This window comes from Bradyrhizobium tropiciagri (genome assembly GCF_018130505.1).
Taxonomy (GTDB): domain Bacteria; phylum Pseudomonadota; class Alphaproteobacteria; order Rhizobiales; family Xanthobacteraceae; genus Bradyrhizobium; species Bradyrhizobium tropiciagri_B.
Window position 1 is genome coordinate 283,922 of record NZ_JAFCKH010000003.1, and the last position, 24,926, is coordinate 308,847.

Consider the following 24,926-nt stretch of genomic DNA (forward strand, 5'->3'; position numbering starts at 1 on the left):
TCGATTATGCCTTACTCTCAATCCCTGATATGATGAGAAATCGGTGAATCCCTGACCGGCCGGTAACAGGCCTCCAGGGCACCGTACTTGGGGATGGATGGGTCAACGTACGACGAAACCTGCCGGGCGCAAGTCGAGCCGCGGCATGTCAGTGGTGGGCAGCACGGCATTCGCCGTCGGCGCGCTCGCGCTGTCGTCTGGCCTTGCCGCCTGGATGGTCGGCATCGATCCCACGGCGTGGCTGCACGGACCCGCGCTCGCCAATAGCACCGCTTCGCTGAATTTCGACGATCGCTTCGGCTCCCGTTCCACGCTGAACGCGGCCTCGCTGTATTATCCGTCGCGCCGCGGCGTTAGCTACGATCGCGGCGACTTCAAAGCCGAGTTCGACCGGATCGAGAATGCGCTGTCCGGCCAGTTGCGCGAGAGCCAGACCGATCTGCCGAACCAGTCGGCGATGGCGTATGCGCCCCCGTCGTCCGTGTCCTCGCCATCGGTGTCCGGCGTGCCGATGCCGCGATCGCGGCCGACGGAAGCCAATCTTGCCGCGGCCACCGCCGTGCCGCCGCCGGCGGCCCCGGCGCAGCAGCAGGCCGACAACCGCACCTTCCTGCAGAAGATCGCCGACATGATGCCGGCCAAGCTGCAACTGGCGTCGATCGATCCCAATGACGGCCTGTTGTCCGGTCCGAGCCCCAACCTCGGCGCGCTCGGCTATGACAACACCACGGCGGTCTACGACATCACTGCGCGCATCGTGTACATGCCCGACGGCACCAAGTTCGAGGCGCATTCGGGTCTCGGCAACCTGCTCGACGATCCCGCGCATGTGAAGATCCGCAATGCCGGCGCGACGCCGCCCGGCATCTACGAAATGAAGCCGCGCGAAAAGCTGTTCCACGGCGTGCCCGCGCTGCGCATGAACCCGGTCGACGGTAGCGACACCTTCGGCCGCGTCGGCCTCCTGGTGCACAGCTACATGCTCGGCCCGAACGGCGACTCCAACGGCTGCATCTCGGTCAAGAACTACGACAAGTTCCTGCAGGCCTACCGCAGCGGCTCGGTCAAGCGCATCGCCGTCGTGATCAGCATCAAGGACATCCAGTCGGCTTCGACCCGCGCGGCGTCGAACTCGTAAGCCGCGACCGCAGTCGCCGCACCGGCGACTGCAGCCATCTCCCGATCTTATCGCTAGCCGATCTCCTTGCGCACAAGCGCCGCGGCGTCGCACATCGCCTTCAGCTTTCCGAACGCGACGTGGCGCGGCATGTATTTCATGCCGCAGTCCGGCGCCACAACCAGCCGTTCCGCCGGGACATGCTTCAGGCCGTTGCGGATGCGGTCGGCAACCACCGAGACCGGTTCGATCGCGCCATCGCCGAGGTCGAGCACGCCGAGCATGATCTTCTTCGATGAGAGATCCTTGAGCACGCCGAGATCGAGCTTCGGCTGCGCGGCCTCGATCGAGATCTGGTCGGCGACGGTGTCGTCGAGTTCGCCAAGGAACGAATATCCGGCCGGCTTGGTCGAGCCGGGCACCACGGCGGCATAACCGAAGCAGAGATGCACCACGGTCGGCACCGTGATGCCTTCAAGGGCGCGGTTGATCGCCTTCACCGCATAGCGCTTCGCCAGCTCCGGATTGTTGCGCACCCAGGGTTCGTCGAGCTGGATCACGTCGGCGCCGGCCTTCTCGAGATCGCGTGCCTCGGCGTTGACAGCCGCGGCGAAGGCCATCGCGAGCTCCTCGTCGTCCTTGTAGAACTCGTTCCTGGCTTGCTGGCTCATCGTGAACGGGCCAGGCAAGGTGATCTTGGCGGCGCGGTCGGTATTTTTGCGCAGGAACTGCATGTCGTGCAGCTCCACCGGGCCGGTGCGCTTCACCGGACCGACCACGCGCGGCACCGGCGTCTTGGTGTTGCCGGTGCGGGCGGTGATCATCGCGGGATTGTCGGCGTCGATGCCGTCGAGCGCGGTGGCGAAGCGATTGGAGTAGCTTTCGCGGCGGATCTCGCCGTCGGTCACGATGTCGATGCCGGCGCGCTCCATGTCGCGGATAGCGACGATCGTCGCGTCGTCCTGCGCCTCTTCGAGATGCTCGGCCGGCAGGCGCCACATCGCATGCATGCGCGTGCGCGGCACCGACTTCGACAGCATCGCGCGATCGACCAGCCATTCCGGCTGCGGATAGCTGCCGACGACGGTGGTCGGCAGCAAATGTTTGGGCAGGTTCATGGCATCCTCCTTCTTGCTTTTTGCTTGGATCGTCAGGCGGCGCGCGTCGCGGCCGCTGCAGCCTCGTCCTGCACCGGATTGCGCAGCACGCCGATGCCGGAGATTTCCACCTCGACGACGTCGCCGTCCTTCATCCACAGCGGCGGCGTGCGGTAGGCGCCGACGCCACCGGTGGTGCCGGTGACGATGACGTCGCCGGGAACCAGCTCGGTGAAGGTCGAGCAGTAGGCGATCAGCGCTGGGACGTCGAACACGAGGTCGGAGATCGGCGCGGCCTGCACCTCGACGCCGTTGAGACGGGTGGCGATGTGCTGCTTGGAAATGTCGGGGAGCTCGTCGGTCGTCACCATCCACGGGCCGAAGCCGCCGGTACCGGCGAAGTTCTTGCCCGGCGCGAATTGCGAGGTGTGGCGCTGCCAGTCGCGGATGCTGCCGTCATTGTAGCAGGCATAGCCGGCGACGTGGCCGAGTGCAGCCTCGCGCGCGATGCGGCGGCCGGCCTTGCCGATGATGACGGCCATCTCGCCCTCATAGTCGAAGCGCTCCGACTCCGGTGGCCGGATCATCGGCTGGCCGCTGCCGACCTGGCTGTTGGCGAAGCGGGTGAAGATCATCGGGTGCGGCGGCGTCGGATGGCCGCTCTCGGCGAGATGCGTCGCGTAGTTGACGCCGATGCAGAAGATCTTGTCGGGATCGGGCACCGTCGGCAGCAGCTCGACGTCCTTGAGTGTGTAATCGGCGCGCTCACCCTGCAGCCGCTTCAGCTCCTCCAGCGCCCCCTTCGCGAGCAGCGTCTTCAAGGTCGGATACGCCGCCAGCCGCTTGCCCGCGTCGATGACACCGGCATCGGTGACGATGCCGTAGCTCGCGGTGCCTGCCGTCTTGAAACTTGCGATCTTCATGGTCTCTCACTCTCTTCGATGGAGGAAACATAGCTCTGGATTGGAAGCACGATCTCGCCGTTGCGCAGCGGAACGCATTGCGGCGGGAAATCCTGGCGGAAGCGGGCGCCGCTGGTGGTGACGCAATCGAGGAAGCGCTCCAGATGCGCCATCGCGCCGGTCGGCAGATCGTGCAGCACCAGCAGCGTCCATGGCCGCGCGAGGCACTGCTCGAGCGCGCGGTCGGCCCAGCCGTCGGGGTCCTCCCAGTCGCGCGGGATCGCATTCCACAGCACGCAGCTGTGTTTGTTGTGGGCGAGATAGTCCACCACTGACGGCTTCAGCAGCCGCTCGTCGAGATTGCCGCCGCCGCCGAACGGCCGGAACCAGCGGCAGGGATGGGCGAGGTCGCCGATCGCGGCTTGCGTTCGACCGATCTCGCGCTCGGCGGTGTCGGCATCGGGCTGCTCGCCGAGCGGAATGCTGTGCGTATAGGTGTGATTGCCGATCCAGTGGCCCTCGTCGCGCGCGCGGGCGGCAATGGGGCGGCGCGCGGGATCGTCGAGCTTCTCGCCGATCACGAAGAAGGTGGCCCTGATGCCGCGCTCGCCGAGGATATCGAGCACCCGCGGTGTCACGTCGGGCTCGGGACCATTGTCGAACGTCAGCGTCAGGTTGAACACGGAAACAATCCCTTTATGTCGCCGGCTGCATTGCGCCGGAGCCGATCTCGTCGGCGGCGTTCTGGCCGGCGCGCATTCCGGTTTGCCAGATCGCGGCCCTGCGCTCGATCCAGCGGATCGCGGTGTTGAAGGCGATCGCCATGAACAGCACCAGCAGCACGCCGGCGAAGACGTGCGGGCTGTCGAGGATGGTGCGGTAGCGCGAGATCAGATAGCCGATGCCGGCTGAGGAGATCAGCATCTCCGAGACCACGACGCCGACGATGACAAGCGCGCCGCCGACCCTGAGGCCCGACAGCACGGTCGGGATCGCGGCGGGGATGATCACCCGCACCAGCCGCTGGCCGAGCGTCGCGCCCATGCTGCGGGCGGCGAGCAGCAGCTGCGGGTCGATGGTCTGGATGCCGGCGGCGGTGGCCAGCATGGTCGGCAGGAAACCGTAGATCGAGGCGAACGCGATCTTGGATTCCGAGCCGATGCCGAGCCACACCGTGAAGACCGGATAGAGGATGACCAGCGGCACGGCATAGAGGCTCGAGACCATCGGCATGATCAGGAGGCGCGGGCGCGGCAGGCTGCCGACGATGGCGCCGAGCAGGATGCCGCCGCCGCAGGCGAACGCCATCGAGACCGCGACCTCGTAGATCGTCACCGCGAGCGCGTGGCCGTATTCGCCGGCCTCGTTCCAGCCGGCGAGCAGCGTCGAGGACAGCGACGGCAGGAACAGTTCGGGGATCATGCCGGAGCGCGGCAACAGCTCCCACAGCACGATCAGGCCGACGACGATCAAATGGCGGAGGGTCTTCGCGCTCATCGCCGCCTCACGCCGATTTGCGGATGTGGCGCCAGATGCGGTCGCGCAGCGCGCCGAAGGCATCGCCGCTCAGCATCTCGTAGGTCCGGGGCCGCGGCAGCGACACCTGCAGGTGATCGACGATGCGGCCGGGCCGCGGTGACATCACGATCACCTCGTCGGCGAGATAGACGGCTTCGGTCAGGCTGTGGGTGACGAACACGACGGTCTTGCCGGTCGCGGCCCAGATCCGCAGCAGCTCGTCGCCCATCGTCATGCGGGTCTGCTCGTCGAGCGCGGCGAACGGCTCGTCCATCAGCAGCACCGGCGGGTCCTGCACGAGGCCGCGCGCGATCGAGACGCGCTGCTTCATGCCGCCCGACAGCTCGTGCGGATGGCGTTTGCCGAAGCCTTCGAGGCCGACCAGCTTGAGAGCGTCCTGCGCCTTGGCGCGCCGCTCGGCCTTGGCGACGCCGCGCAGCGCCAGCGGAAACTCGACATTGTCTTCCGCTGTCAGCCACGGAAACAGGCTCGGCTCCTGGAACACGACGCCGACCCGGTCAGGATCAGGCTGCGGGATCGGCGCGCCGTTGATGGTGATGGTGCCCGAGGTCTGCGCGCGTAGCCCCGCCATCATCATCAACAGGGTCGACTTGCCGCAGCCGCTCGGGCCGACCAGCACGACGAAGCGTCCCGGCTTGATGTCGAGCGAGACGTCCTCCAGCGCCACGACGTCCTGGGACCTCGTCCGAAACACCTGGCCGACATTCCTGACCTCGATCGCGCCGGCGCGCGGCGGAGGTTTTAGCGGGGTCACGTTCGCCAATGGCTGCATCGTGTTTCCACCCATCTGATCAGTTCGTTGAAGGTCATGGCGATCGCGGCGACCATGACGACGCCGGCGAGCAGCTGCTTCATCTGGAAATTCTCGCCCCAGGTCGCGATCTGGTGGCCGATGCCGTCGCGCGAGGCGTACATCTCGGCGAGGATCACGCCGGTGAGATTGAAGATCATCGAGATCCGCAGCGCTTCCAGCAGCACCGGCAGCATGCTCGGCAGATAGACGCGGAACGCGGTCTGCGCGCGCGTCGCGCCATAGGAGCGTGCCACGGTCAAGTGCTCGACCTTGACCGATTCCACCGCCGTCGTGGTCGACATGATCACGATGAAGATGGTGGAGAAGAAGCCGAAGCCGACCTTCTGGGCGAAGCCGACGCCGAACACCAGGATGAACATCGGCAGGAAGATCGATTTCGGAATGCTGAAGGCGAAGAACAGCAGCGGCTTCGCCACATCGGCAAAGTAACGGTTCTCGGCGATGAGGAATCCGATCAGCGCGCCGAACGGCACCGCGAGCGCGAACGCGGCCAGCACCTCGGTCGCGGTCACCATCAGGTCGTTGCGCACGCTGGCGCGCTGCAGCAGATCGTCGAGCGTTGCCAGCGTGTCGGAGGCCGACGGCAGCAGCCGCGGATTGACGATGCCGGTCCGCGACAGCAGCTCCCACAGCGCGAAGATCGCGATCACGATCGCGACCCGCGCCAGCTTGATGGTGAGCGTGGCCTGCATGTTACGGCTTGGTCGGAACCGGCTTGAACTTGGTCGAGATCACGTCCTCGACCGGCACGATGTCCTTCAGCCCGCCGAGCTTGGCCAGATCGAGCGAAAGCTGCACCGCTGCCGATACATTGGGCGCGCCCATGTCGCCGCTGGTCTCGAGCTTCATGATGGTGTTGTCGTATTCGAGCGCGGCGATCTCGGCCGGCATCTCGTAGAGATCGGCGATCAGCTTCACCGTGACGTCGCGGTTGGCGCGCATAAACTGCACGGCGCCGTAGAGGGCGTTGACCGCCTTCTGCACCAGCTCCGGCTTTGAGTCCGCGAACTTGTCGAGCACGATCCAGCCTCCGGTCAGGTTCGGCGGCACCGCGGCGGCATAATCAAGGATGGTCTTCGCCTCACCGGATTTGGCGACCTGGAAGCTGAGCGGCGAATAGACCACGGCGGCGTCGACATTGCCGGCGAGCAGGTTCGGCACCAGGCCGCCGCCGCCGACCGGCACGCGGGTGAAGTCGATCTTGCGGTCCTGCACGGTCCACAGCGCGAGCAGATCCGAGCCCGAGCCCGCCGCCGTGATCCCGACCTTCTTGCCGTTGAGGTCCTTGACGTCGAGCGTCGACTTGGCCGGCACCATCAACTGCCAGCCGAAATTGCCCATCGCGGCGTTGGCGACGATCCGCGACATCACGCCCTTCTTGCGGCCGGCCGACACCAGCGACGGCGGATCGAGGATGATGTCGGCGGCGCCCGCCGCCATGCCCTCGAAGGTCTCGGCGCCGCTGCGGTAGATCGTCAGCTCGGCCTTGATGCCTTCCTTCTCGAACAGCTTTTGCCGCACGGCGGTCTCGGCGATCGTGGTCGGCCAATAGGTCTTGGTGGGCAGGCCGACGCGGATCGTGTCCGCCGCGAGGGCAGGGCTGGCCAGCATGGTGGCGGCGATGACGGATGCCAGCGCGTGGCGGCGCGTGATGCTCATTGTGGTGTTTCTCCCGGATATCGATTGTTGTTGTTTGCCGGCGCGTTCTCGCGCCGGAAGATTCAAATAGCGCCGTTGACCTCCGCAATGCGTGGAGCGGCGAGCTCGACGAACTCCATGGTGGTGCTGAAATGCTTCGATAGCGCGCCGACGGCGGCATCGGCATCGCGCGCCAGCACGGCCGCGACGATCGCGGCGTGCTCGGCCTCGACGTCGCGCGACCTGCCGACCTCGCGGCGGATCGACAGCCGCCGGTAGCGTTCGCTCTGCTCGTGCAGCACGTCGCGGAAGCCGAGCAGCCATTGCGAGCCGCAGGCGTTGACGAGCGCACGATGGAAGACGCGGTGGCGCGCCACCCATTCCTCGTAGTGCACGGTGGGATCGTCGGGGTAACGATGCGGCACGGCCCTGAGCGCGTCCCATGCGGCCTCGACCGAAGACAGCCAGGCCGCGTCGCCGCGCTCGATCGAGCGCCGCAAGGCAAGGCCCTCGATGTCGATCCGGGTCTGCGTGACGTCGGCGAGGTCGGCGAGCGAGACCGGACAGACCCGGAAGCCGCGCTGGTCGGAGGCCTGCACCAATCCGTCCGCCACCAGCCGCGACAGCGCCTCGCGGACTGCGGCAAGGCTGACCGAGAACTGTTTGGCGAGGCCGGCAATGTGCAGCTTTTGCCCCGGCAGCAGCCGCGTCGACAGGATGTCGGCGCGCAGCCGCTCCTGCACCGCCGACGTCAGGCTGCGCGGCCCGTTGCCGGCCAAACCCTCGCGAAAACTCAGCTCGATGTTCATGCGGCGGGAGATTGGCGGCAGCAGTCCATGGCGTCAATCGAAAATCGATTTTCTGGATGTGTTCGTTATGTATACCGTATTTGGCCGGGAAGGGCGTCTTTTGCCATAAATTGCTATTCTGGCGACATTGATGTATACAATCAGTATTCTATAGATAGGTTCGTTAGGAGTGCGCGCATGGCAAAACCCTTCCCAATGAACGCCTGGTACGCGGCCGGCTGGGACGCCGAGATCAAGCATGCGCTGCTGCCGCGGACGATCTGCGGCAAGCATGTCGTGATGTACCGGACCGGCGACGGCGCGGTGGTGACGCTGGAGGATGCCTGCTGGCATCGGCTGGTGCCGCTCTCAAAGGGCCGGCTCGACGGCGACACCGTGGTCTGCGGCTATCACGGCCTGAAATACAACGCGCAGGGCCGCTGCACCTTCATGCCCTCGCAGGAGACCATCAATCCGTCGGCCTGCGTACGCGCCTATCCGGTGGTCGAGCGCCACCGCTTCATCTGGCTGTGGATGGGCGATCCGGCGCTCGCAGACCCCGCGCTGGTGCCCGACATGCACTGGAACGACGATCCCGCCTGGGCCGGCGACGGCAAGACCATTCATGTGAAGTGCGACTATCGCCTCGTGGTCGACAACCTGATGGATCTGACCCACGAGACCTTCGTACACGGCTCCAGCATCGGCAATGACGCGGTCGCCGAAGCGCCGTTCGACGTCACCCATGGCGAGAAGACCGTGACGGTAACGCGCTGGATGACGGGTATCGAGCCGCCGCCGTTCTGGGCGAAGCAGCTGCAGAAGCCCGGGCCGGTGGATCGCTGGCAGATCATCCGCTTCGAGGCGCCGTGCACGGTCAATATCGACGTCGGGGTCGCGCTGGCGGGAACGGGCGCGCCGGAGGGCGACCGCTCGCAGGGCGTCAACGGCTATGTGCTCAACACCATCACGCCGGAGACCGAGAAGACCTGCCATTATTTCTGGGCCTTCGTCCGCAACCATCGCCTCACCGAGCAGCGGCTGACCACCGAGATCCGCGACGGCGTCGCCGGCATCTTCCACGAGGACGAGATCATCCTGGAGGCGCAGCAGCGCGCGATGGACGAGAATCCGGACCGCGTGTTCTACAACCTCAACATCGACGCCGGCGCGATGTGGGCGCGGCGCGCGATCGACCGCATGGTGGCGAAGGAGACATCGCCGCAGCATATGCAGGCGGCGGAGTAGGCCATGGCGGACCGCGAGGCCGATCGCGCCGTATCGCAGACAGTGCGGGCGCAGCTCGCGCTGCGCGACTTGATCCTCTCGGGCGGGCTGCGTCCCGGCGAGCGCATCTCGGAGCTGCAGGCGGTGGAGACCACGGGCGTGTCGCGCACGCCGGTGCGGATGGCGCTGGTGCGGCTGGAGGAGGAAGGGCTGCTGGAGGCGATCCCGTCCGGCGGCTTCATGGTGAAGGCGTTCTCCGAGCGCGACATCCTCGATTCGATCGAGTTGCGCGGCACGCTGGAGGGGCTCGCCGCGCGCTTCGCCGCCGAGCGCGGCGTCTCCGCGCGCGATCTCGAGCCGCTGAAGGAATGCCTCAATGAGATCGACGACCTGGTGCGGCAGGATCCGATCTCGGTCGAGGCGTTCTCATCCTATGTCGCGCTCAATGCGCGCTTCCACGCTTTGCTGACCGAGCTGTCGCGCAGCCCGCCGCTGGTCCGGCAGATCGACCGCGCCTCGGCGCTGCCGTTCGCCTCGCCGAGCGGTTTCGTGATGGCGCAATCGGCGCTGCCGGAGGCGCGCCAGATCCTGCTGATCGCGCAGGACCATCATCGCGTCGTGGTCGATGCCATCGAGAACCGCGAAGGCGCGCGCGCCGAGGCGATCATGCGCGAGCACGCCCGGCTTGCCGCGCGCAATCTGCGGCTGGCGCTACGCAACCGCACCCATCTCGATCTGCTGCCGGCGCTGGCGCTGATCAGGTCGGCGGCCGACTGAGCGGGAGAGATCGATGCGTTTTGCCGAGACATGGACACAGGCAACGGTCACGGCGACGCGCGACCTGACGCCCGGCATCCGCGAATTCCTGCTGCGCCCGGATGGCGTCGCAACGTCGGCCTATCCAGTCGGCAGCCACATCCAGGTCGGCGTCACGATCGATGGCCGGCCCGAGACGCGATCCTATTCGCTGGTCGGGGAGGCTGACGCGCAGGGCTACCGGATCGCGGTGCGGCGCGCGCCGGATTCGCGCGGCGGATCGCGCCACATGTGGTCGCTGGCGCCGGGCGCGCGGCTCGGCATCACGCTGCCGGCGTCGCTGGTCGAGCTCGACTGGACGAGGCGGCACTTCTGCCTGATCGCCGGCGGCATCGGCATCACGCCAATCCTCGGCGCCGCGCAGGCGCTGGCGCGCCGCAACGCCGATGTCACTCTACATTATGCGGTGCGCTCGCGCGGCGATGCCGCCTATCTGCATGAGCTGGAAGCCTTGCTCGGCGATCGTCTGGTCGTTCACGCCGGCGATGAGGGCCGGCGGCTCGACCTCGGTGCGGTCTTCGCCGCGCTGCCGCAGGACGCGATGGCGCTGTTCTGCGGTCCGATGCGGATGCTGGAGGCGGCGCGGCATGGCTGGCAGGCCGCCGGGCGGCCGCTGACCGACCTGCGCTACGAGACCTTCGGATCGAGCGGATCGTTGCCGACCGAAAGCTTCCGCGTGCGGCTGAAGCATGAGAATGTCGAGCTCGTGATCCCGCACGATCGCTCGATGCTGGATGTGCTCAACGCCGCCGGGCACGAGGTGATGAGCGACTGCCGCCGCGGCGAATGCGGCGTCTGCGCGCTCGATGTGGTCGATGTCGACGGCGAGATCGATCATCGCGACGTCTTCTTCAGCGACCAGCAGCGGCGCGACAGCCACAAGATCTGCGCCTGCGTCTCCCGCGCCCGCGGCACCATTACAGTGGACACGTTGCACCGGGCGGACGCGGTCTGACCGCGCGGCGCTGCACTGCCTGTCGGGCTTCGCTTGAATGGGCGCGATTTCAAACCCAAAAGCCGGTACTTTTGCGAAAGCGCCGCAAGGCGAACGATGATATAGTTGAGTGCGCCATTGCCGGCGCAGCAGCCGCCAACCGGGCCGGCCATATGAAACAAGATCATGTGATAGAAGGGCTTATCCTTGCGGCATTTGCGATATTCGTCATTGGCATTGCATTCTTTGATTATTCTTACTGCCGCGCGAGACCGACCTCAGTGAAGGAGTGCTTTCTCGGGCCGCCTGCGCGCGATCTGCGGGCGCCGCGATCTGCGCCAAGATCGCCTGTTCAGGCCCCAGCGCAACAACGCACGTAAGAGACTTCATTCTCGATTCTCGCCAGGGAACAGGCATCGTGGCGGCGCGCTCTACGCGGCGTGCACGGACGGATTGCGGTCGAGCATGCTGGAGATCTCGCCGGCCGACATCGGCCGGCCGATCAGATAGCCCTGGACCTCGTCGCAGCTGGTCTGCCGCAGATAGTCGAGTTGATCCACCGTCTCGACGCCTTCGGCGACGACGCCGATATTGAGCTCCTGGGCGAGGCCGATCACCGATTTGACGATCGCCGCGCAGTCCGGCTGGGTCAGCATGTCGCGAATGAAGGATTGATCGATCTTGATGCGGCTGAACGGCACCTTGCGCAAATAAGTCAGCGACGAGAAGCCGGTGCCGAAATCGTCGAGCGCGACCGTCAGGCCGAGGTCGAGCAGCGCGTTGAGCGTCGCCGGCGCCGATCCGTATTTCGACATCAGCATCGATTCGGTGATCTCGATCTCGAGCCGGTCGGGCGCGACCTTCGCTTCGCCGAGCGCCTGCACGATGGTCTGCAGGATGCCGACGTTCTGGAACTGGACCGCGGAGAAGTTCACCGCGATCCGGATATGGGCCGGCCAGTGCGCCAGCATTGCGCAGGCACGGCGGATCACCCATTCGCCGACCTGATGGATCAGGCCGCTTTCCTCGGCGATCGGTATGAAGACGCTTGGCGGGATCAGCCCGCGCTCCGGATGCTGCCAGCGCAGCAGCGCCTCGAAGCCGGTGATGCGGCCTTGCTTTATGTCGAGAAACGGCTGGTAGACCAGGAACAGCTCGTTCGCCTCGATGGCGCGCTCGAGGTCGCGCTGCAGTGCGCGGCGGTCGCGCGCCGCTCTGTCGTCATCCGCCTCGAAGAAGCAGATGCTGCCGGGGCCGGATTTCTTCGCCCGGGCGAGTGCGACGTCGACGTGCTTGAACAGCTCGTGCGAGGTGTTGCCGTCGCGCGGCGCCAGCACGATGCCGATGCTGGTGGCGCCCGCGACCTCGCATCCCTCGATCAGGAACGGATCGGCGAACGCCGACACGAACCGCTCGGCGATCGCAAGCGCGTCCTCGGGGCGCGTCAGGTTGGACATGATCAGGGCGAACTCGTCGCCGCCGATCCGCGCGACGTGCTCGGCGGCGCGCGTGCAGCGCTGCAGGCGGGCCGCGACCTGGACCAGGAATTCATCGCCGGCCGGATGGCCGAAGCGGTCGTTGACCTCCTTGAGGCGATCGAGGTCGAGCATCAGCACGGCGAATTCCTCGCCCGAGCGCGCCAGCCGGTTCAGCGCGCGGTCGAGCGCTTCGTTGAAGGCGATGCGGTTCGGCAGGCGCGTCAGCAGATCCTGACGCACCGTCCGTTCTGCCTCATGCTGGGCAATGATCCGCCGCCTGAACTCGAACGAATTGGCGAACACGCCGCGCAGCAGCACGGCGCCGTAGACCACGACCAGCGCGGCAACGAGGAGATAGAGATAATCGCCCTCCTGGCCGAGGCAGATCGCCGTGCCGATGAAGATCGGCGCGGTGTAGGCGATCGCCGCGATCGGAATGGTGGAGAAGGCGAAGGCACCGCCGGCCAGCATGCCGGCGCACAAGCAGGTGATGACCAGTTGCGCGCCGCTGGTCGCGTTGGCGAAGAAGGCGACGGGCACGATGCCCCAGGCGGTGCCGAGCGCGAGCGCGTTGCGCACCAGCCGATACATGGTCTTGCGCGAGACGAATTGCGGCTTGGCGATCCGCCGCGAAGCGCGCACCTGCAAACCGAACAGCAGCGCGGCGCCACCGACCGCGGCCGCCCACACCAGCGCATAAACCCAATCGGGCGATTGCCACAGCGCGATCGCCAGCACCAGCGCGTTGCAGGCATTCGCCAGCATGATGCCGAACGAATAGCCGAGCACGAGCGAGACCTGCTCGGCACGGATGTGGCCCGCGAGCGCTTCGTCGGTCGACGGCGCGCCGAAGGCCGCGAGGTCGCCCGCGAACAGTCTCGCGAAATATGAACTCAGGTAGCTTCGCATGCTTGATTCTTGCGCGATTGGGATCGGCGCCGGTTCATGGAAATTCCCTGCAAACCTTTGACAAACTATGAATTATTGGAATCGCGCGGACCACCGCCGGGGCGCGGCCGGTTCCATCCGGGCGCATTGCTAACAAATCGATACAAATGCGCGAGGGCGGCCGGCGCAGTCGCAGCAGCAGTGGACCAGCCCGGCAATTGCTGCCGGCCGGCGGCGCGCCTTGATCCGCCGCGGGTTTTTCGCGATGACAGGCAGTGACGGCAAACCAGAAGGTGCGCGCATGAGCCTCCCGGCCACGAATCACGATCCCGGATTCCGCATCACGCGCGCCAGCCATGTCGTCCTCGAGGTACGAGATCTCGCGGCGAGCCGGCAGTTCTACGAAAAGGTGATCGGCCTGGTCCTGACCGCCGAGGAGGGAGACGCGCTGTATTTCCGCGGCATCGAGGAAGCCTGTCATCACAGCCTGGTGTTGCGTGCGGGCAGGGGACCGGCCTGCGCGCGGCTCGGCCTGCGCGTCTTTCTGGATGACGACCTCGACCGGCTGAAGGCGTTCTTCGAGGTGCGTGGATGTCCGGCCGCCTGGGCCGATGTGCCGCATCAGGGCCGCACGCTGCACGCGACCGATCCGGCCGGCACGCCGCTCGAATTCTGCGCGACGATGCCGGTGGTGCCGCGCATGATCACCAAATTCAGCCACCACACGGGCGGGGCGGCGCTGCGGCTCGATCATTTTCAGGTGCTGACGCCGGAGGTGCGCAAGGCGTGCGAGTTCTACACCGCCGCGGGCTTTAGGCTCAGCGAATACATCGCGCCTTCAGGCACGTTCGACCTGCGCGGCGTGTTCCTGCAGCGCAAGGGCAATCCGCACGACATCGTGTTCTTCAACGGCGCCGGGCCGCGGCTGCACCACTTCGCCTTCCTCGCGCCCGAGGTCCATCATCTGCTGCATGCCTGCGACATCGCCGGCGAGCTCGGCTATGGCGCGTCGGTCGAGCGCGGGCCGGGGCGGCACGGACCGGGACACGCGATGTACGTCTACATGCGCGATCCCGACGGACATCGCGTCGAGCTGTTCAACACGCACTACCAGATCATGGACATCGAGAACGAGCCGGTCGGCTGGGATCCGTCCGACCACACGATCTCGTTCCCGTGGGGCCTGCCGGCGCGGCAGGCCTGGTTCGAGGAGGCGACACCGTTCGCTGATGTTGCGGTCCGCGAGCCGAAGGTGAAGCCGAAGCCGCTGACGCTCGAGAGCTATCTCGCGAAGTAGCATGTCGATATCAGGCACCGATATCACCCACGATGTGGCGATCGTCGGCCTCGGGCCGGTCGGCGCCATCTTCGCCAACCTGCTCGCGATCAGCGGCCTGCGCGTCGCGGTCGTCGAGCGCGCTGCCGTGGTCTACGACAAGCCGCGCGCGATCACGCTCGACCACGAGGCGCTGCGGGTGTTCCAGGCGATCGGGCTCGGCGACGTCATGGAGCGGGCGATCGCGCCGCATAACGGCTCGCACTTCCTCGGTGTCGATGGCGAGATCATCAAGAAGTTCGATCCGATGCCGCCGCCGCATCCGCTCGGCTGGATGCCGAACGTCACCTTCGTGCAGCCGGAGGCGGAGCAGGCGCTGCGTGACAAGCTCGCCGGATATGCCAATGCCGACGTGCTCCTCGCCACATCAGGCGTGTCGCTGCGGCAGGACGACGGCTCGGTCACCTTGATCGCGCAGCGCGGCACCGGCGAGGAGATCGCGATCCGCGCGCGCTATCTGGTCGGCTGCGACGGCGCCAACAGTTTCGTGCGCAAGCAGCTCGGCATCGGCCTCGAAGACCTCGCCTTCGACGAATGGTGGATGGTGGTGGATACGCTGACCAGCGATCCCGACAAGCGGCCGGCCAAGGGTTTTCAGTATTGCTGGCCGCAGCGCCCCGGCACCTTCATTCCGGGCCCGCGCAATTTGCGGCGCTGGGAGATCAAGCTGCTGCCGGGCGAGGATCCCGACGCTACCGGTGCGCCCGAGAATGTCGCGAAGCTGCTGGAAGGGTTCACGGACATCTCCGACCTCACGATCTGGCGCTCGGCGGTGTATCGCTTCCACGCCTTGCTCGGAGAGCGCTGGCGCGACCGCCGCGTGCTGTTGATGGGCGATGCCGTGCACCAGACGCCGCCGTTCCTCGGGCAGGGCCTCTGCGCCGGCATCCGCGATGCCGTCAACCTTGCCTGCAAGCTGCGGCTGGTGCTGCGCGGCGACGCCGACGAGGCGCTGCTCGACAGCTACGAGATCGAACGTAAGTCGCATGTCCGCGCCGTCGTCGCCAGCGCCAAGGAGTTCGGCAAGATCATCGGTGAACTCGATCCGGTGGTGGCCGCGGAACGCGACGCTCGGCTGCGGGCCGACCTGAAGGCCGGCAGGGCCGAGACCATCCGGCAGAAATTCATCCCCGATCTGGTCTCCGGCCTGATCGCGCGCGATGCAATCCTCGCGGGGCGCCTGTTCGTGCAGCCGCATGTGCGCGCGCCGGATGGACGCATCTGCCGCCTCGACGACCTGCTCAAGAGCGAATTTGCGATCGTGACCACGACGCCAGAGCCGATTGGGTGGCTGTCGAACACCTCGCGCGCCGCCTGGCAGCGACTGTCCGGTGAGCGCGTCGTCATCGCGGCGTCGGGCGAAAGCCGAGAGGCCGACGGCATCCTGACCGTGGTCGAGCGCGACGGGCTGTTCGCCGGCTGGATGCGGCAACACGCGGCAGCCGCGGTGATCGTGCGCCCCGACCGCTATGTATTTGGCGCCGCTGCCAGCGCCGACGAACTCAATAAGCTCATCGAGCAACTGCTCCTGGCGCTCGGTGCCGGAGGCTGACCTTTCCGGACGATTGTCTCCCCGAATGTGACGTCGATGCCATCGCGTCACACCAGCGCTGTGACAATTCAGCGCAGAAACCTGATGACGCCTGCCGGTGACTCACCGGTGTCCGATCAAAATTGTCCGGCCGTTCCCACCACGTTATCGGGCGGTCCGCACAAGCCCCTCGCAACGATCAAGTCTACTCTCCCCTCCCATTCTTTATTCGTTTTGCCCAACGGAGAATCAGCGTGCTCACTCGTGCCTACGCACTTTCCGGCTCAAACCTGATTTCGTTCACGACCGCCTCTCCCACAGTTGGAACCAGCACCGCAATTACCGGGATCAACGCAGGCGAAACGCTGGTCGGGATCGACTTCCGGCCGCAGAACGGCATGCTCTACGGCCTCGGCGTCAACGCCACCGCCGATAGCGCGACGCTCTATGCAATTTCGGCGTCGACCGGCATTGCCACCGCCGTCGGCGGCTCGATCGGGGCCATTTCATTCACCACCGACGGCGCGACACCGATCGATTTTCCGGATCCCGCCACCACAGGCTACGGTTTCGACTTCAATCCCGCAGCGGACCGTATTCGCGTCACGACGTCCTCGGGCCTGAATTTCCGCATCAATCCCAATACCGGCCGGGCCATTGATGGCGACAATGGCGGGGGCGCCGGGACGGTGACCGGCATCAACCCCGACGGCCCGATCAACGGCGGCGCGGCCGGCGTCGATGCCGCTGCCTATACCAACAACAATCCGAACAACGGCAACATCACGACGCTCTACACGCTGGATTCGACTTCGAACAAGCTGTTCATTCAGAATCCTTCCAACGCCGGCACGGAAACGTCGGGGCTGACTCTCACGCTCGGCGGCAATACGCTCGACTTCACTGCGGTCAGCGGCTTCGACATCCAGGTCGGCGTCAATGCCCCGGCCTCCAGCAGCCCGGTGGCCACCGGCTTGGCATCAGCCATTCTGACTGTCGGCGGCATCACTGGTCTCTACAGCATCAACCTCGTCAATGGAGCCACGACGTTCATCGGCCCCGTCCTCAACGGGGCGACGCCTGTTCAAGGCCTGGCCCTTCAGGACAACATCGGCGGCATGCCGGCCATTGCCGTCGACGGCAGTGGAATGAACCTGCTTCGCTTCGATACGATGTCGCCGAGCACGGTGACGACCGTGGCGCTCGCAAACATCACCGCGGGTGAAGCGATCGTCGGCATCGACTATCGCCCGACCACCGGTCAACTCTACGGCTTCGGCGTCAACGCCACCACAAACGCCGGCACGCTCTACCTGATCGACCCGCAGACCGGTGTGGCGACTGTCCTGGGTGTGTCGGGACAGGTCGCATTCGTGGATACCGGCGGCGCGGCGATCGACTTGCCGTCGTCGACGGTCGGCTACGGGATGGACTTCGATCCCGCGACCGATCGCATCCGCATCACGACGGGTACAGGGCTCAACTTCCGTATCAATCCCAACACCGGCGCGCCGGTTGATGGCTCCGGCGCCTTTTCCGGGACCAATCCCGATCCAGCGATCCACGGCCTGCCGGGTGGTTCGACTGGCGTGACCGGGATCGCCTACACCAACGGCCTCCGCGAGGCGGTCGGAAGCAACGGACTTGCGACCACGCTGTACGCGCTCGATCCCGCCAGCAATGCGTTGTTCATCCAGAACACCCCCGATTCCGGAAACGAGACCTCGAAGATACTCATCACGTTGAACGGCAATCCGCTCGATTTCACCAGCGTCGGTGACTTCGATATTCCGGGAACGGTGTCGGGGGTCATCCCCAATGGTCCGGCCAACGGGTTCGGCTTTGCCGCCTTGACGGTCGCTGGAACGACCAGCCTCTACAAGATCGACCTCGGCAGCGGCGCCGCGACGAATCTTGGAACAGTCGGGGCGGGCACCATCCAGATCGGCGGACTGGCGTTGGGAGCCGCGGCGGATTTCCCGAAGGTCCACTCCGATTTCGACGGCAGCGGTTCGAGCGATACGATCTGGCTCAGGGACGACGGCGCGGTGTCGGTGTGGAACAACACCACCCTCGCCGGCGCCCATATCATCGCGTCGGCAGGCAGCGTTCCGGCCGGCTGGCACATCGCCGAGCGCGGCGACTTCGCCGGCGACGGCAAGGTCGACATTCTGTGGCAGCGCGATGACGGCGCGTTGTCGATCTGGGACAACGGTCAGATGGCCGGCGCCCACATCATTTCTCCCGCCGGCGCGGTCGCGAGTTCCTGGCACATCAAGGACACCGGCGACTTCGACGGCAACGGCCGCAGCGATATCCTCTGGCAGAACGACAACGGCGCGGTGTCGATCTGGGACGATGCTGCGCCCGTCAATGCGCACGTCATAGCTTCCGCCGGAGCGGTCGCGAGCAGCTGGCATATTGCCGGGACCGGCGACTTCGACGGCAACGGCCATGACGACATTCTCTGGCGCAACGACAACGGCGCCGTGTCGATCTGGGATAACGGTCAGATCGGCGGCGCCCATGTCATCGCCAGCGCCGGCGCGATTCCGACGACATGGCACATCGCGGGCACCGGCGATTTCGACGGCAACGGCCATGACGACATCCTCTGGCGTAACGACAACGGTGCGGTATCGATCTGGGATAATGGACAGATGTCCGGCGCTCACATCGTTGCGTCCGCGGGCGTGGTCGGCAATGACTGGCACATCGAGAGCGTCGGCAACTTCGCCGGCAACGCAGCGAGCGACATCCTCTGGCGCAACGACAACGGCGCGGTTTCGGTCTGGAATAACGGCCAGATCGGCGGCGCCCATATCATCGCCTCGGCCGGTGTCGTGGGCAGCGATTGGGACATCATCGGATGAGTTGAGGGCGCGCGGTCCGCGCGTTGCGGACCGTTGCCTCGAATTTCACTTGATCCTGCGTTGCGCCGGACGCTGCCGAGCCATGTCTCGACGCGTTCCGGCCGCGACGATCTGGACGCAGCTTTGCGAGCTGGCGTAGTTTGCGCCATCAACAAAGCCGCGTACGGGGGAAATGGTGAACAATAATAACAATGCGAGCGACGCACTCGAATTCGACTACGTCATCGTCGGCGCCGGCTCGGCCGGCTGCGTGCTCGCCAACCGTCTGAGTGCCGATGGCAAGCACTCGGTGCTGCTGCTCGAGGCCGGACCCGAGGACCGCAACATCTGGATCCACGTTCCGATCGGCTACGGCAAGCTGTTCAAGGAAAAATCCGTCAACTGGATGTATCAGACCGAGCCCGAGCCCGGGCTGAACGGACGCCAGGTGTTCCAGCCGCGCGGCAAGGTGCTCGGCGGTTCCAGCTCGATCAACGGCCTGCTGTACGTGCGCGGCCAGCACGAGGATTACGATCGCTGGCGCCAGCACGGCAATGCCGGCTGGGGCTATGACGACGTGCTGCCCTATTTCAAGCGCGCCGAGGACCAGCAGCGCGGCGCCGACAAGTATCACGGTGCGGGCGGCCCGCTGCCGGTATCGGACTGGCGGCATCACGATCCGCTGTCGGAAGCCTTCGTGCATGCCGCGGCCGAGGCCGGCATTCCCACCAATCCGGATTTCAACGGCGCCAGCCAGGAAGGCGCCGGCTTCTTCCAGACCACGACGCGGCGCGGCCGGCGTTCCTCGTCGGCACGGTCCTATCTGCGGCCAGCGCTGACGCGCGGCAATCTGCGCGTCGAGACCTCGGCGCTGGCGCAGCGCATCCTGTTCGACGGCAAGCGCGCCAGCGCGGTCGAATACAAGCAGAACGGGCAGCCGCGCAGAGTGAGGGCGCGCAAGGAGGTCCTGGTGTCGAGCGGCGCGTACAACTCGCCGCAATTGCTGCAGCTCTCCGGCGTCGGTCCCGCCGATCTGCTGAAGCAGCACGGCATCGATGTCGTGCTCGACGCGCAGGGCGTCGGCAACGATCTGCAGGATCACCTGCAGGTCCGGATCGTGACGCGGTGCCTGCAGCGCGTGACGCTCAACGACGTCGTCAACAATCCGCTGCGGCGGATCTGGGCCGGTGCGCATTACGCCGCGCTCCGCCGCGGACCGCTGACCATCGCCGCCGGCACCTCCGGCGCGTTCTTCAAGACCAATCCGCGGCTGGCCTCGCCGGATATCCAGATCCACTTCATCCCGTTCTCGACCGACAAGATGGGCGAGAACCTGCACCCGTTCTCGGGCTTCACCGCATCGGTCTGTCAGTTGCGCCCGGAGAGCCGCGGCACGCTGCGGATCAGGAGCGCCGACCCGGGCGCGCCGCCGGAAATCCGGATCAACTATCTCGCGACCGAGACCGACCGGCGCGCCTTCATCGACGGCATGCGCATCCTGCGCAAGATCCTGGCCGCGCCGGCGCTGAAGGCCTATTCCGCGGAGGAGGTCTATCCCGGGGCCAAGGTGGTCAGCGACGACGACCTGCTCGAGTTCTGCCGCAGCACCGGCAGCACGGTCTATCACCCGACCTCGACTTGCCGGATGGGCAACGATCCGCTCGCGGTCGTCGACCAGCGGCTGAAGGTGCGCGGCATCGAGGGCCTGCGCGTGGTCGATGCCTCGATCATGCCGGACCTGATGTCGGGCAACACCAACGCGCCCACCATCATGATCGCGGAAAAGGCCTCCGACATGATCCTGGAGGAGGCGCGGTAGTCAACCCGTCATCCTGAGGTGCGCGCTCTTGCGCGCCTCGAAGGATGCACGGCCCGGCTTTCACCGTGCGGACGATTCACCGTGGCGGCAGCCGGGCCGTCGACCCTTCGAGACGCGCGCTATGCGCGCTCCTCAGGGTGACGGTGATGGAGTGTGAGCTGCTTCGTAGCCCGGATGGAGCGCAGCGTAATCCGGGACCGGTTTATCTGCGGGCGAGACCTTCCCGGATCGCGCTGCGCTCCATCCGGGCTACGGGGCTCACCCCTTATACGCGCGCACCCGCGCGACCATCTGCTCGACATGGGCGATCGGGGTTTCCGGCAGGATGCCGTGGCCGAGATTGAAGATCAGCCGGCCCTTGCCGAAATTCTCCAGCACGTCGTCCACCGCGCGATCGAGCGCGGCGCCGCCGGCGATCAGGGCCAGGGGATCGAGATTGCCCTGCACGGCCGTGCGCGGTTGCACGCGCTCGCGGATCATCGCCGGTTCGGTTGCCCAATCGATCGAGACCGCATCGACGCCGGTCTGCTCGACATAGGCCGGCAGCATGCCGCCGGCGCCGCGCGGAAAGCCGATGATCTTCGCGTTCGGCAGCTGCTTGCGGACGCCGGCCACGATGCGCCGCGCCGGCTCGATCGACCAGCGCGCGAATTCGCGCGGCGGCAGCACGCCGGCCCAGGTGTCGAAGATCTGCACGCAGTCGGCGCCGGCCTTGAGCTGACCGACGAGGTGCTGGATCGAGTTCTCCACCAGGATGTCGATGATCTTCGCGAACGCATCCGGATGGCGGTAGGCGAGCATCCGCGCCGGCGCCTGATCCGGCGTGCCCTGTCCGGCGACCATGTAGGTCGCAACCGTCCACGGCGCGCCGCAGAAGCCGATCAGGGCGATCTGCGGCGCAAGCTCGCGGCGGACCCGGCGCAGCGCTTCATAGACCGGTTCGAGCTTGCCGAAGTCCGCATGCGTCACCAGCCCTGCGATCTCTTCGGGCGTGTTCAGCGGATCGAGCCGCGGGCCTTCGCCGGCCTCGAAGCGCACCGAGCGGCCGAGCGCGTAGGGGATCACCAGAATGTCGGAGAAGATGATCGCGGCGTCGAAGTCGAACCTGCGGATCGGTTGCAGCGTGACCTCGGCCGCGTATTCGGGCGTGAAGCACAGGTCGAGGAAACCGCCGGCCTTGGCGCGCAGCTCGCGATATTCCGGCAGATAGCGGCCGGCCTGCCGCATCATCCAGAGTGGCGGCACGGCCTGCCGGCGGCCCGACAATACTTCGATCAACGGCTTGGTCGCGGAATCCTGGGGCACACGAAAGTTCCTGATCTCGGTCGAAATTTGCCGCCCCTGATACACGGTGCGTCGCCATGGGCCAAGGCGGATTCGGAACCGCCGCCCGCGCCGGGACGTTGTTTCGCGGAATGGAGGACCGCATGGCTGAGAAATTCGATCCTGCCGCGCATGACAAGCATGCCGAGAAGCCGCACGAGGCAAAGGCCGCGGACCGCAAGGCCCACAAGCGGCTGAAGGAGGGGCTGGAGGATACCTTCCCGGCGTCCGACCCGGTCAGCGTGACGCAGCCGGCGCCGTCGAAGCCGGACGGCCGGAAACGCGACAATTAGCTGGTATATCGCACCGGGCTGCTAACCACGATGCAAATGCGCGGCGAACGGATCTCCGCGCATCGAGCTAGACCGGCCCGTTCTCGGGGCGCTGTATCCGGTCGCATTCGAAGGTCACGCCAAGCCGGCGCTCTACCCGCCAGGCCATCGTGCAGCGTCTGCGCATCGGTTCGCTCTCGATCTCGAGATCGAAGGCGAACGGCACCGCGATGTCGCTCTCCAGCGCGAGGCCCGCGCCCCCGGTCGAGATGTTGAGCACGAGGCATTCGACGCTGGTGTTGCGGAAGAAGATCGTTCCGCGCTTCATCAGGACCGTGCGCTGGCTGTCGGTCTTGTATTTTCTTATCGTTGTGCTCACGGCAAGCTCCTGCCCGATGCGATGCCCGGCGATGGTCGCCTCAGTTGACCAGAACCGCGCCGTCGCACCGGATGCCCATCACCTGGACGTCGACCTGGCCGAGACCGATGCCGAGCGTCGCGAGCAGTGATGCCAGCACCTGGTCCACCGGGCTCGTGACGCCGTTCAGGATGCCGGCAACCGTCGCGGTCAAGCCCGGTATCGGAAGCGCGAGCGGGCCGAGATTAAGCGCAAGCGTGAGGTCGCCGAGCAGGCTGCCGGTCAGCGACGAGAGGAAGTTGGTGGTGGTCACCGTCTTCTTGGTGCCGGCCTGGATCTCGCTGTAGCTGAAGTTGACGTTGGTCGGCGTGGTGTTGCCCATGCCGGCATGGGCGAGCCCGGTGACGCCGACGCCGAGCACGTTGACCAGCGTTGCCGGCGGCGGATTGGGTTTGCTGGTGAAGTTGGTCATGTCCGCCGTGGTGACGTTGCCGATCCAGGCGTCGACGATTCCCGGCGTGACGCCGATCGTGACCTGCGAGGTGTTGATGTTCGGAAAGCCGCAGGACACCGTGTTCAGCGTCGCGGTGCCCGAGGCGACCTCGACATAGACCGGCAGGTTGATCGTGGAGACGTTGCCGCTGCCGAGCACCTTGACCAAGACCAGCAGCCGGGTCTGCGCGGTGTGCACGCTCACGCCCTGCGTGCCGACCACGATCCAGCTCGACCCGACCGGGCGCTCGCCGATGGTCGCGAGCACCGACACATCGGCGATGCCGGGCAGGCCGAGATTGACCGAGGTCGCGATCTGATGGTTGCCGTTGGCGATCTGCGCCACCGTGGAGACCAGGTCGAAGATCGAAACGCTGGCGCCGACCTTCGGCTTCTGCCCCACCGTGAGGTTGGCGAACGGGCCGAGGTCGAGCAGCGAGCCGGGCGTGATCTTGGTCGCACTGCTGGTGACGGCCTGCGAGATCGTCGACAGCGCGGTGGTCGCGGCGCCGGCGCCGTTGGTGACCTGCTGCGTCGTCAGCGCGGCGGCGACGATGTCGCCGACCTTGATGTTGCTGGTCAGAACATCGTTGTAGGTGACGCCGGTGAGGTTGACCCGCGTCGCCAGCGCCGACAGGAAGTCCAGCGCGTCGATCTTGGCGCTGATCAGCGCATTGTAGTCCATCACCGAGAGCGACAGCGTCGTGCCGAGCATGCTGCCGAGCAGGGCGTTGACCACGCCGCCATTGAGCGCCAGCAGCCGCGACCCGATCGAGAACGAGGCCATTTCGGTCGATGTCGCGGTGGCGGTGGTCCTGATCGTGTAGGTGCTCGAGCCGGTGATGTACCGCGCGAAGTAGAGCGGGGTCTGCGTGTTCAGCGTGACGCGCGCGGCATTGGGCGTGCCGACCGCCGGGGTCACGAAGCGCGCCTGCGGCGAGATCGCGGCGTTCGCCTTGTAGGTGCCGGTCTCGACCTTGACCAGCGCGCTCGCCGGATAATTGTTCTGGGTCACTGTCGCGGTGGCGGCGTTGGTCGCGTTGCTCAGGTTGGCGGCGGCGACGATCGCGGCGAGGTCGGCGGTGCTCTGGGTCTTGCGCCGGTCGGCGAAGATGGTGCCGAGATCGACGGCGAGGCCCGCGCAGCCGACGACCAGCGTCATCAGGCCGGCGCTGATCATGGCGAAGTTGCCGCGTTCGTCGGCGCCGAAGCGCCGCAGCAGGTTGACGATCCCTGTCATGGTCAGAAGCCTCCGTACTGGATGGCTGCCGAACGGGCGATCGTCGTCGGCGGAGCAGGGACGAAGGGCAGGCTGTAGATGAAGTTGCCGGCCGCGTTGTAGTTGACCGTCACGACATAGACGTTGGCGTTCGACGGCGACGGCGCGGCGCTGACCGAGAGATTGCCGGGCACCAGCAGCGGATAGGTCGACGCATTCGCGGTGACGTAGTTGGTCGCCAGCGTATTGCGTTCGGTGTCGGTCATGCCGGCGATCGACGAACGCGCTGCCTCGGCGGCGAGTTGCTGAACGCCGTGGACCATCGCGAGATACGAGCCGAACACGATGATGCCGAATATGAATGCGAGAAACAGCGGCAGCATCAGTGCAAATTCGACGGCGGATGCGCCGCTCTGGCAACGGAAAAACCTGATCATTGCACACCTCGAAACGCAGACAACGGCGCCACGTTGCGGGGCTTTGATT

Annotated in this window: 22 protein-coding genes; 9 read left to right on the forward strand and 13 right to left on the reverse strand. The window is 66.2% G+C overall.

What is annotated here, in order from left to right; all coding sequences use genetic code 11:
* Window positions 1–145: 145 nt before the first annotated feature.
* The gene (locus JQ633_RS08945) at window positions 146–1,138 is read left to right on the forward strand and encodes a DUF2778 domain-containing protein (RefSeq protein WP_211984618.1); all 993 of its coding nucleotides are present in this window, start codon (window positions 146–148) and stop codon (window positions 1,136–1,138) included.
* A 53-nt stretch (window positions 1,139–1,191) separates the two neighbouring features.
* Here the strand turns inward: JQ633_RS08945 and JQ633_RS08950 are convergent, their stop codons facing one another.
* The 8 genes from JQ633_RS08950 to JQ633_RS08985 form a co-directional block, all read right to left on the reverse strand.
* Window positions 1,192–2,235, reverse strand: a complete 1,044-nt coding sequence (locus JQ633_RS08950; protein WP_211984620.1) for a 5-methyltetrahydropteroyltriglutamate--homocysteine methyltransferase — start codon at window positions 2,233–2,235, stop codon at window positions 1,192–1,194.
* A gap of 32 nt (window positions 2,236–2,267) precedes the next feature.
* A complete protein-coding gene (locus JQ633_RS08955; RefSeq protein WP_211984622.1) occupies window positions 2,268–3,137 on the reverse strand; it encodes a fumarylacetoacetate hydrolase family protein in 870 nt (289 codons plus the stop codon).
* Window positions 3,134–3,799 carry a polysaccharide deacetylase family protein gene (locus JQ633_RS08960; RefSeq protein ID WP_211984624.1) on the reverse strand — a complete coding sequence of 222 codons (666 nt, stop codon included), beginning with the start codon at window positions 3,797–3,799 and terminating at the stop codon, window positions 3,134–3,136. The genes JQ633_RS08955 and JQ633_RS08960 overlap by 4 nt, the downstream gene beginning before the upstream one ends.
* A 13-nt stretch (window positions 3,800–3,812) precedes the next feature.
* Window positions 3,813–4,613, reverse strand: a complete 801-nt coding sequence (locus JQ633_RS08965; protein ID WP_211984626.1) for an ABC transporter permease — start codon at window positions 4,611–4,613, stop codon at window positions 3,813–3,815.
* Between the two features lie 7 nt (window positions 4,614–4,620).
* A complete protein-coding gene (locus JQ633_RS08970; RefSeq protein WP_249159035.1) occupies window positions 4,621–5,427 on the reverse strand; it encodes an ABC transporter ATP-binding protein in 807 nt (268 codons plus the stop codon).
* Window positions 5,406–6,161, reverse strand: coding sequence for an ABC transporter permease (locus JQ633_RS08975; RefSeq protein ID WP_211984630.1), 756 nt, complete (start codon window positions 6,159–6,161; stop codon window positions 5,406–5,408). Before JQ633_RS08975 ends, JQ633_RS08970 begins: the two co-directional genes overlap by 22 nt.
* A gap of 1 nt (window position 6,162) precedes the next feature.
* On the reverse strand, window positions 6,163–7,128 hold the full coding sequence (locus tag JQ633_RS08980) for an ABC transporter substrate-binding protein (protein WP_211984632.1): 966 nt from the start codon (window positions 7,126–7,128) through the stop codon (window positions 6,163–6,165).
* Between the two features lie 62 nt (window positions 7,129–7,190).
* Window positions 7,191–7,916, reverse strand: coding sequence for a GntR family transcriptional regulator (locus JQ633_RS08985; protein ID WP_211984633.1), 726 nt, complete (start codon window positions 7,914–7,916; stop codon window positions 7,191–7,193).
* 177 nt (window positions 7,917–8,093) lie between these two features.
* On the opposite strand from JQ633_RS08985, the gene JQ633_RS08990 reads away from it, so the two are divergent.
* From JQ633_RS08990 to JQ633_RS09000, 3 genes are read left to right on the forward strand one after another with little or no spacing between them, the layout of a single operon-like run.
* The gene (locus JQ633_RS08990) at window positions 8,094–9,143 is read left to right on the forward strand and encodes an aromatic ring-hydroxylating oxygenase subunit alpha (protein ID WP_211984634.1); all 1,050 of its coding nucleotides are present in this window, start codon (window positions 8,094–8,096) and stop codon (window positions 9,141–9,143) included.
* Between the two features lie 3 nt (window positions 9,144–9,146).
* Window positions 9,147–9,899 (forward strand): GntR family transcriptional regulator, encoded by a 753-nt coding sequence (locus JQ633_RS08995; protein ID WP_211984635.1) that lies wholly within the window; start codon window positions 9,147–9,149, stop codon window positions 9,897–9,899.
* Between the two features lie 13 nt (window positions 9,900–9,912).
* The gene (locus JQ633_RS09000; RefSeq protein ID WP_211984636.1) at window positions 9,913–10,893 is read left to right on the forward strand and encodes a PDR/VanB family oxidoreductase; all 981 of its coding nucleotides are present in this window, start codon (window positions 9,913–9,915) and stop codon (window positions 10,891–10,893) included.
* A 410-nt stretch (window positions 10,894–11,303) separates the two neighbouring features.
* Here the strand turns inward: JQ633_RS09000 and JQ633_RS09005 are convergent, their stop codons facing one another.
* Window positions 11,304–13,259 (reverse strand): putative bifunctional diguanylate cyclase/phosphodiesterase, encoded by a 1,956-nt coding sequence (locus tag JQ633_RS09005; protein WP_211984637.1) that lies wholly within the window; start codon window positions 13,257–13,259, stop codon window positions 11,304–11,306.
* 280 nt (window positions 13,260–13,539) lie between these two features.
* Between JQ633_RS09005 and JQ633_RS09010 the strand changes: the two genes are divergently transcribed.
* From JQ633_RS09010 to JQ633_RS09025, 4 genes are all read left to right on the forward strand, one after another.
* Window positions 13,540–14,535, forward strand: a complete 996-nt coding sequence (locus JQ633_RS09010) for a VOC family protein (RefSeq protein WP_249159037.1) — start codon at window positions 13,540–13,542, stop codon at window positions 14,533–14,535.
* A gap of 1 nt (window position 14,536) precedes the next feature.
* Entirely contained in the window at window positions 14,537–16,126 is a 1,590-nt protein-coding gene (locus JQ633_RS09015; protein ID WP_211984639.1) for a bifunctional 3-(3-hydroxy-phenyl)propionate/3-hydroxycinnamic acid hydroxylase, read from the forward strand.
* Between the two features lie 233 nt (window positions 16,127–16,359).
* Window positions 16,360–18,978 (forward strand): DUF4394 domain-containing protein, encoded by a 2,619-nt coding sequence (locus JQ633_RS09020; RefSeq protein WP_211984640.1) that lies wholly within the window; start codon window positions 16,360–16,362, stop codon window positions 18,976–18,978.
* Window positions 18,979–19,150: 172 nt separating this feature from the next.
* Window positions 19,151–20,776, forward strand: a complete 1,626-nt coding sequence (locus JQ633_RS09025; RefSeq protein ID WP_211984641.1) for a GMC family oxidoreductase — start codon at window positions 19,151–19,153, stop codon at window positions 20,774–20,776.
* Between the two features lie 258 nt (window positions 20,777–21,034).
* Here the strand turns inward: JQ633_RS09025 and hemE are convergent, their stop codons facing one another.
* Window positions 21,035–22,081: a uroporphyrinogen decarboxylase gene (gene hemE / locus JQ633_RS09030; RefSeq protein WP_211984642.1), complete on the reverse strand. Its 1,047-nt coding sequence runs from the start codon at window positions 22,079–22,081 to the stop codon at window positions 21,035–21,037.
* 122 nt (window positions 22,082–22,203) lie between these two features.
* On the opposite strand from hemE, the gene JQ633_RS09035 reads away from it, so the two are divergent.
* Window positions 22,204–22,392 (forward strand): hypothetical protein, encoded by a 189-nt coding sequence (locus JQ633_RS09035; RefSeq protein ID WP_211984643.1) that lies wholly within the window; start codon window positions 22,204–22,206, stop codon window positions 22,390–22,392.
* Window positions 22,393–22,459: 67 nt separating this feature from the next.
* Here the strand turns inward: JQ633_RS09035 and JQ633_RS09040 are convergent, their stop codons facing one another.
* The 3 genes from JQ633_RS09040 to JQ633_RS09050 are packed head-to-tail and all read right to left on the reverse strand — an operon-like array spanning window position 22,460 to window position 24,877.
* On the reverse strand, window positions 22,460–22,750 hold the full coding sequence (locus JQ633_RS09040) for a PilZ domain-containing protein (RefSeq protein ID WP_349631540.1): 291 nt from the start codon (window positions 22,748–22,750) through the stop codon (window positions 22,460–22,462).
* 40 nt (window positions 22,751–22,790) lie between these two features.
* Window positions 22,791–24,461 (reverse strand): pilus assembly protein TadG-related protein, encoded by a 1,671-nt coding sequence (locus tag JQ633_RS09045; protein WP_211984644.1) that lies wholly within the window; start codon window positions 24,459–24,461, stop codon window positions 22,791–22,793.
* A 2-nt stretch (window positions 24,462–24,463) separates the two neighbouring features.
* Window positions 24,464–24,877: a TadE/TadG family type IV pilus assembly protein gene (locus JQ633_RS09050; protein WP_211984645.1), complete on the reverse strand. Its 414-nt coding sequence runs from the start codon at window positions 24,875–24,877 to the stop codon at window positions 24,464–24,466.
* Window positions 24,878–24,926: the final 49 nt, after the last annotated feature.

Excerpts from the sequence above, each read along its gene's own strand:
- JQ633_RS09000 (WP_211984636.1), top strand. The coding sequence starts at position 9,913 with ATGCGTTTTGCCGAGACATGGACACAGGCAACGGTCACGGCGACGCGC.
- JQ633_RS08965 (WP_211984626.1), bottom strand. The coding sequence starts at position 4,613 with ATGAGCGCGAAGACCCTCCGCCATTTGATCGTCGTCGGCCTGATCGTG.
- JQ633_RS08975 (WP_211984630.1), bottom strand. The coding sequence starts at position 6,161 with ATGCAGGCCACGCTCACCATCAAGCTGGCGCGGGTCGCGATCGTGATC.
- JQ633_RS08990 (WP_211984634.1), top strand. The coding sequence starts at position 8,094 with ATGGCAAAACCCTTCCCAATGAACGCCTGGTACGCGGCCGGCTGGGAC.
- JQ633_RS08945 (WP_211984618.1), top strand. The coding sequence starts at position 146 with ATGTCAGTGGTGGGCAGCACGGCATTCGCCGTCGGCGCGCTCGCGCTG.
- JQ633_RS09010 (WP_249159037.1), top strand. The coding sequence starts at position 13,540 with ATGAGCCTCCCGGCCACGAATCACGATCCCGGATTCCGCATCACGCGC.
- JQ633_RS08970 (WP_249159035.1), bottom strand. The coding sequence starts at position 5,427 with ATGCAGCCATTGGCGAACGTGACCCCGCTAAAACCTCCGCCGCGCGCC.
- JQ633_RS09015 (WP_211984639.1), top strand. The coding sequence starts at position 14,537 with ATGTCGATATCAGGCACCGATATCACCCACGATGTGGCGATCGTCGGC.
- JQ633_RS08985 (WP_211984633.1), bottom strand. The coding sequence starts at position 7,916 with ATGAACATCGAGCTGAGTTTTCGCGAGGGTTTGGCCGGCAACGGGCCG.
- JQ633_RS08955 (WP_211984622.1), bottom strand. The coding sequence starts at position 3,137 with ATGAAGATCGCAAGTTTCAAGACGGCAGGCACCGCGAGCTACGGCATC.
- JQ633_RS09045 (WP_211984644.1), bottom strand. The coding sequence starts at position 24,461 with ATGACAGGGATCGTCAACCTGCTGCGGCGCTTCGGCGCCGACGAACGC.
- JQ633_RS08950 (WP_211984620.1), bottom strand. The coding sequence starts at position 2,235 with ATGAACCTGCCCAAACATTTGCTGCCGACCACCGTCGTCGGCAGCTAT.
- JQ633_RS09035 (WP_211984643.1), top strand. The coding sequence starts at position 22,204 with ATGGCTGAGAAATTCGATCCTGCCGCGCATGACAAGCATGCCGAGAAG.
- JQ633_RS09025 (WP_211984641.1), top strand. The coding sequence starts at position 19,151 with ATGGTGAACAATAATAACAATGCGAGCGACGCACTCGAATTCGACTAC.
- JQ633_RS08980 (WP_211984632.1), bottom strand. The coding sequence starts at position 7,128 with ATGAGCATCACGCGCCGCCACGCGCTGGCATCCGTCATCGCCGCCACC.
- JQ633_RS09005 (WP_211984637.1), bottom strand. The coding sequence starts at position 13,259 with ATGCGAAGCTACCTGAGTTCATATTTCGCGAGACTGTTCGCGGGCGAC.
- JQ633_RS09050 (WP_211984645.1), bottom strand. The coding sequence starts at position 24,877 with ATGATCAGGTTTTTCCGTTGCCAGAGCGGCGCATCCGCCGTCGAATTT.
- JQ633_RS08995 (WP_211984635.1), top strand. The coding sequence starts at position 9,147 with ATGGCGGACCGCGAGGCCGATCGCGCCGTATCGCAGACAGTGCGGGCG.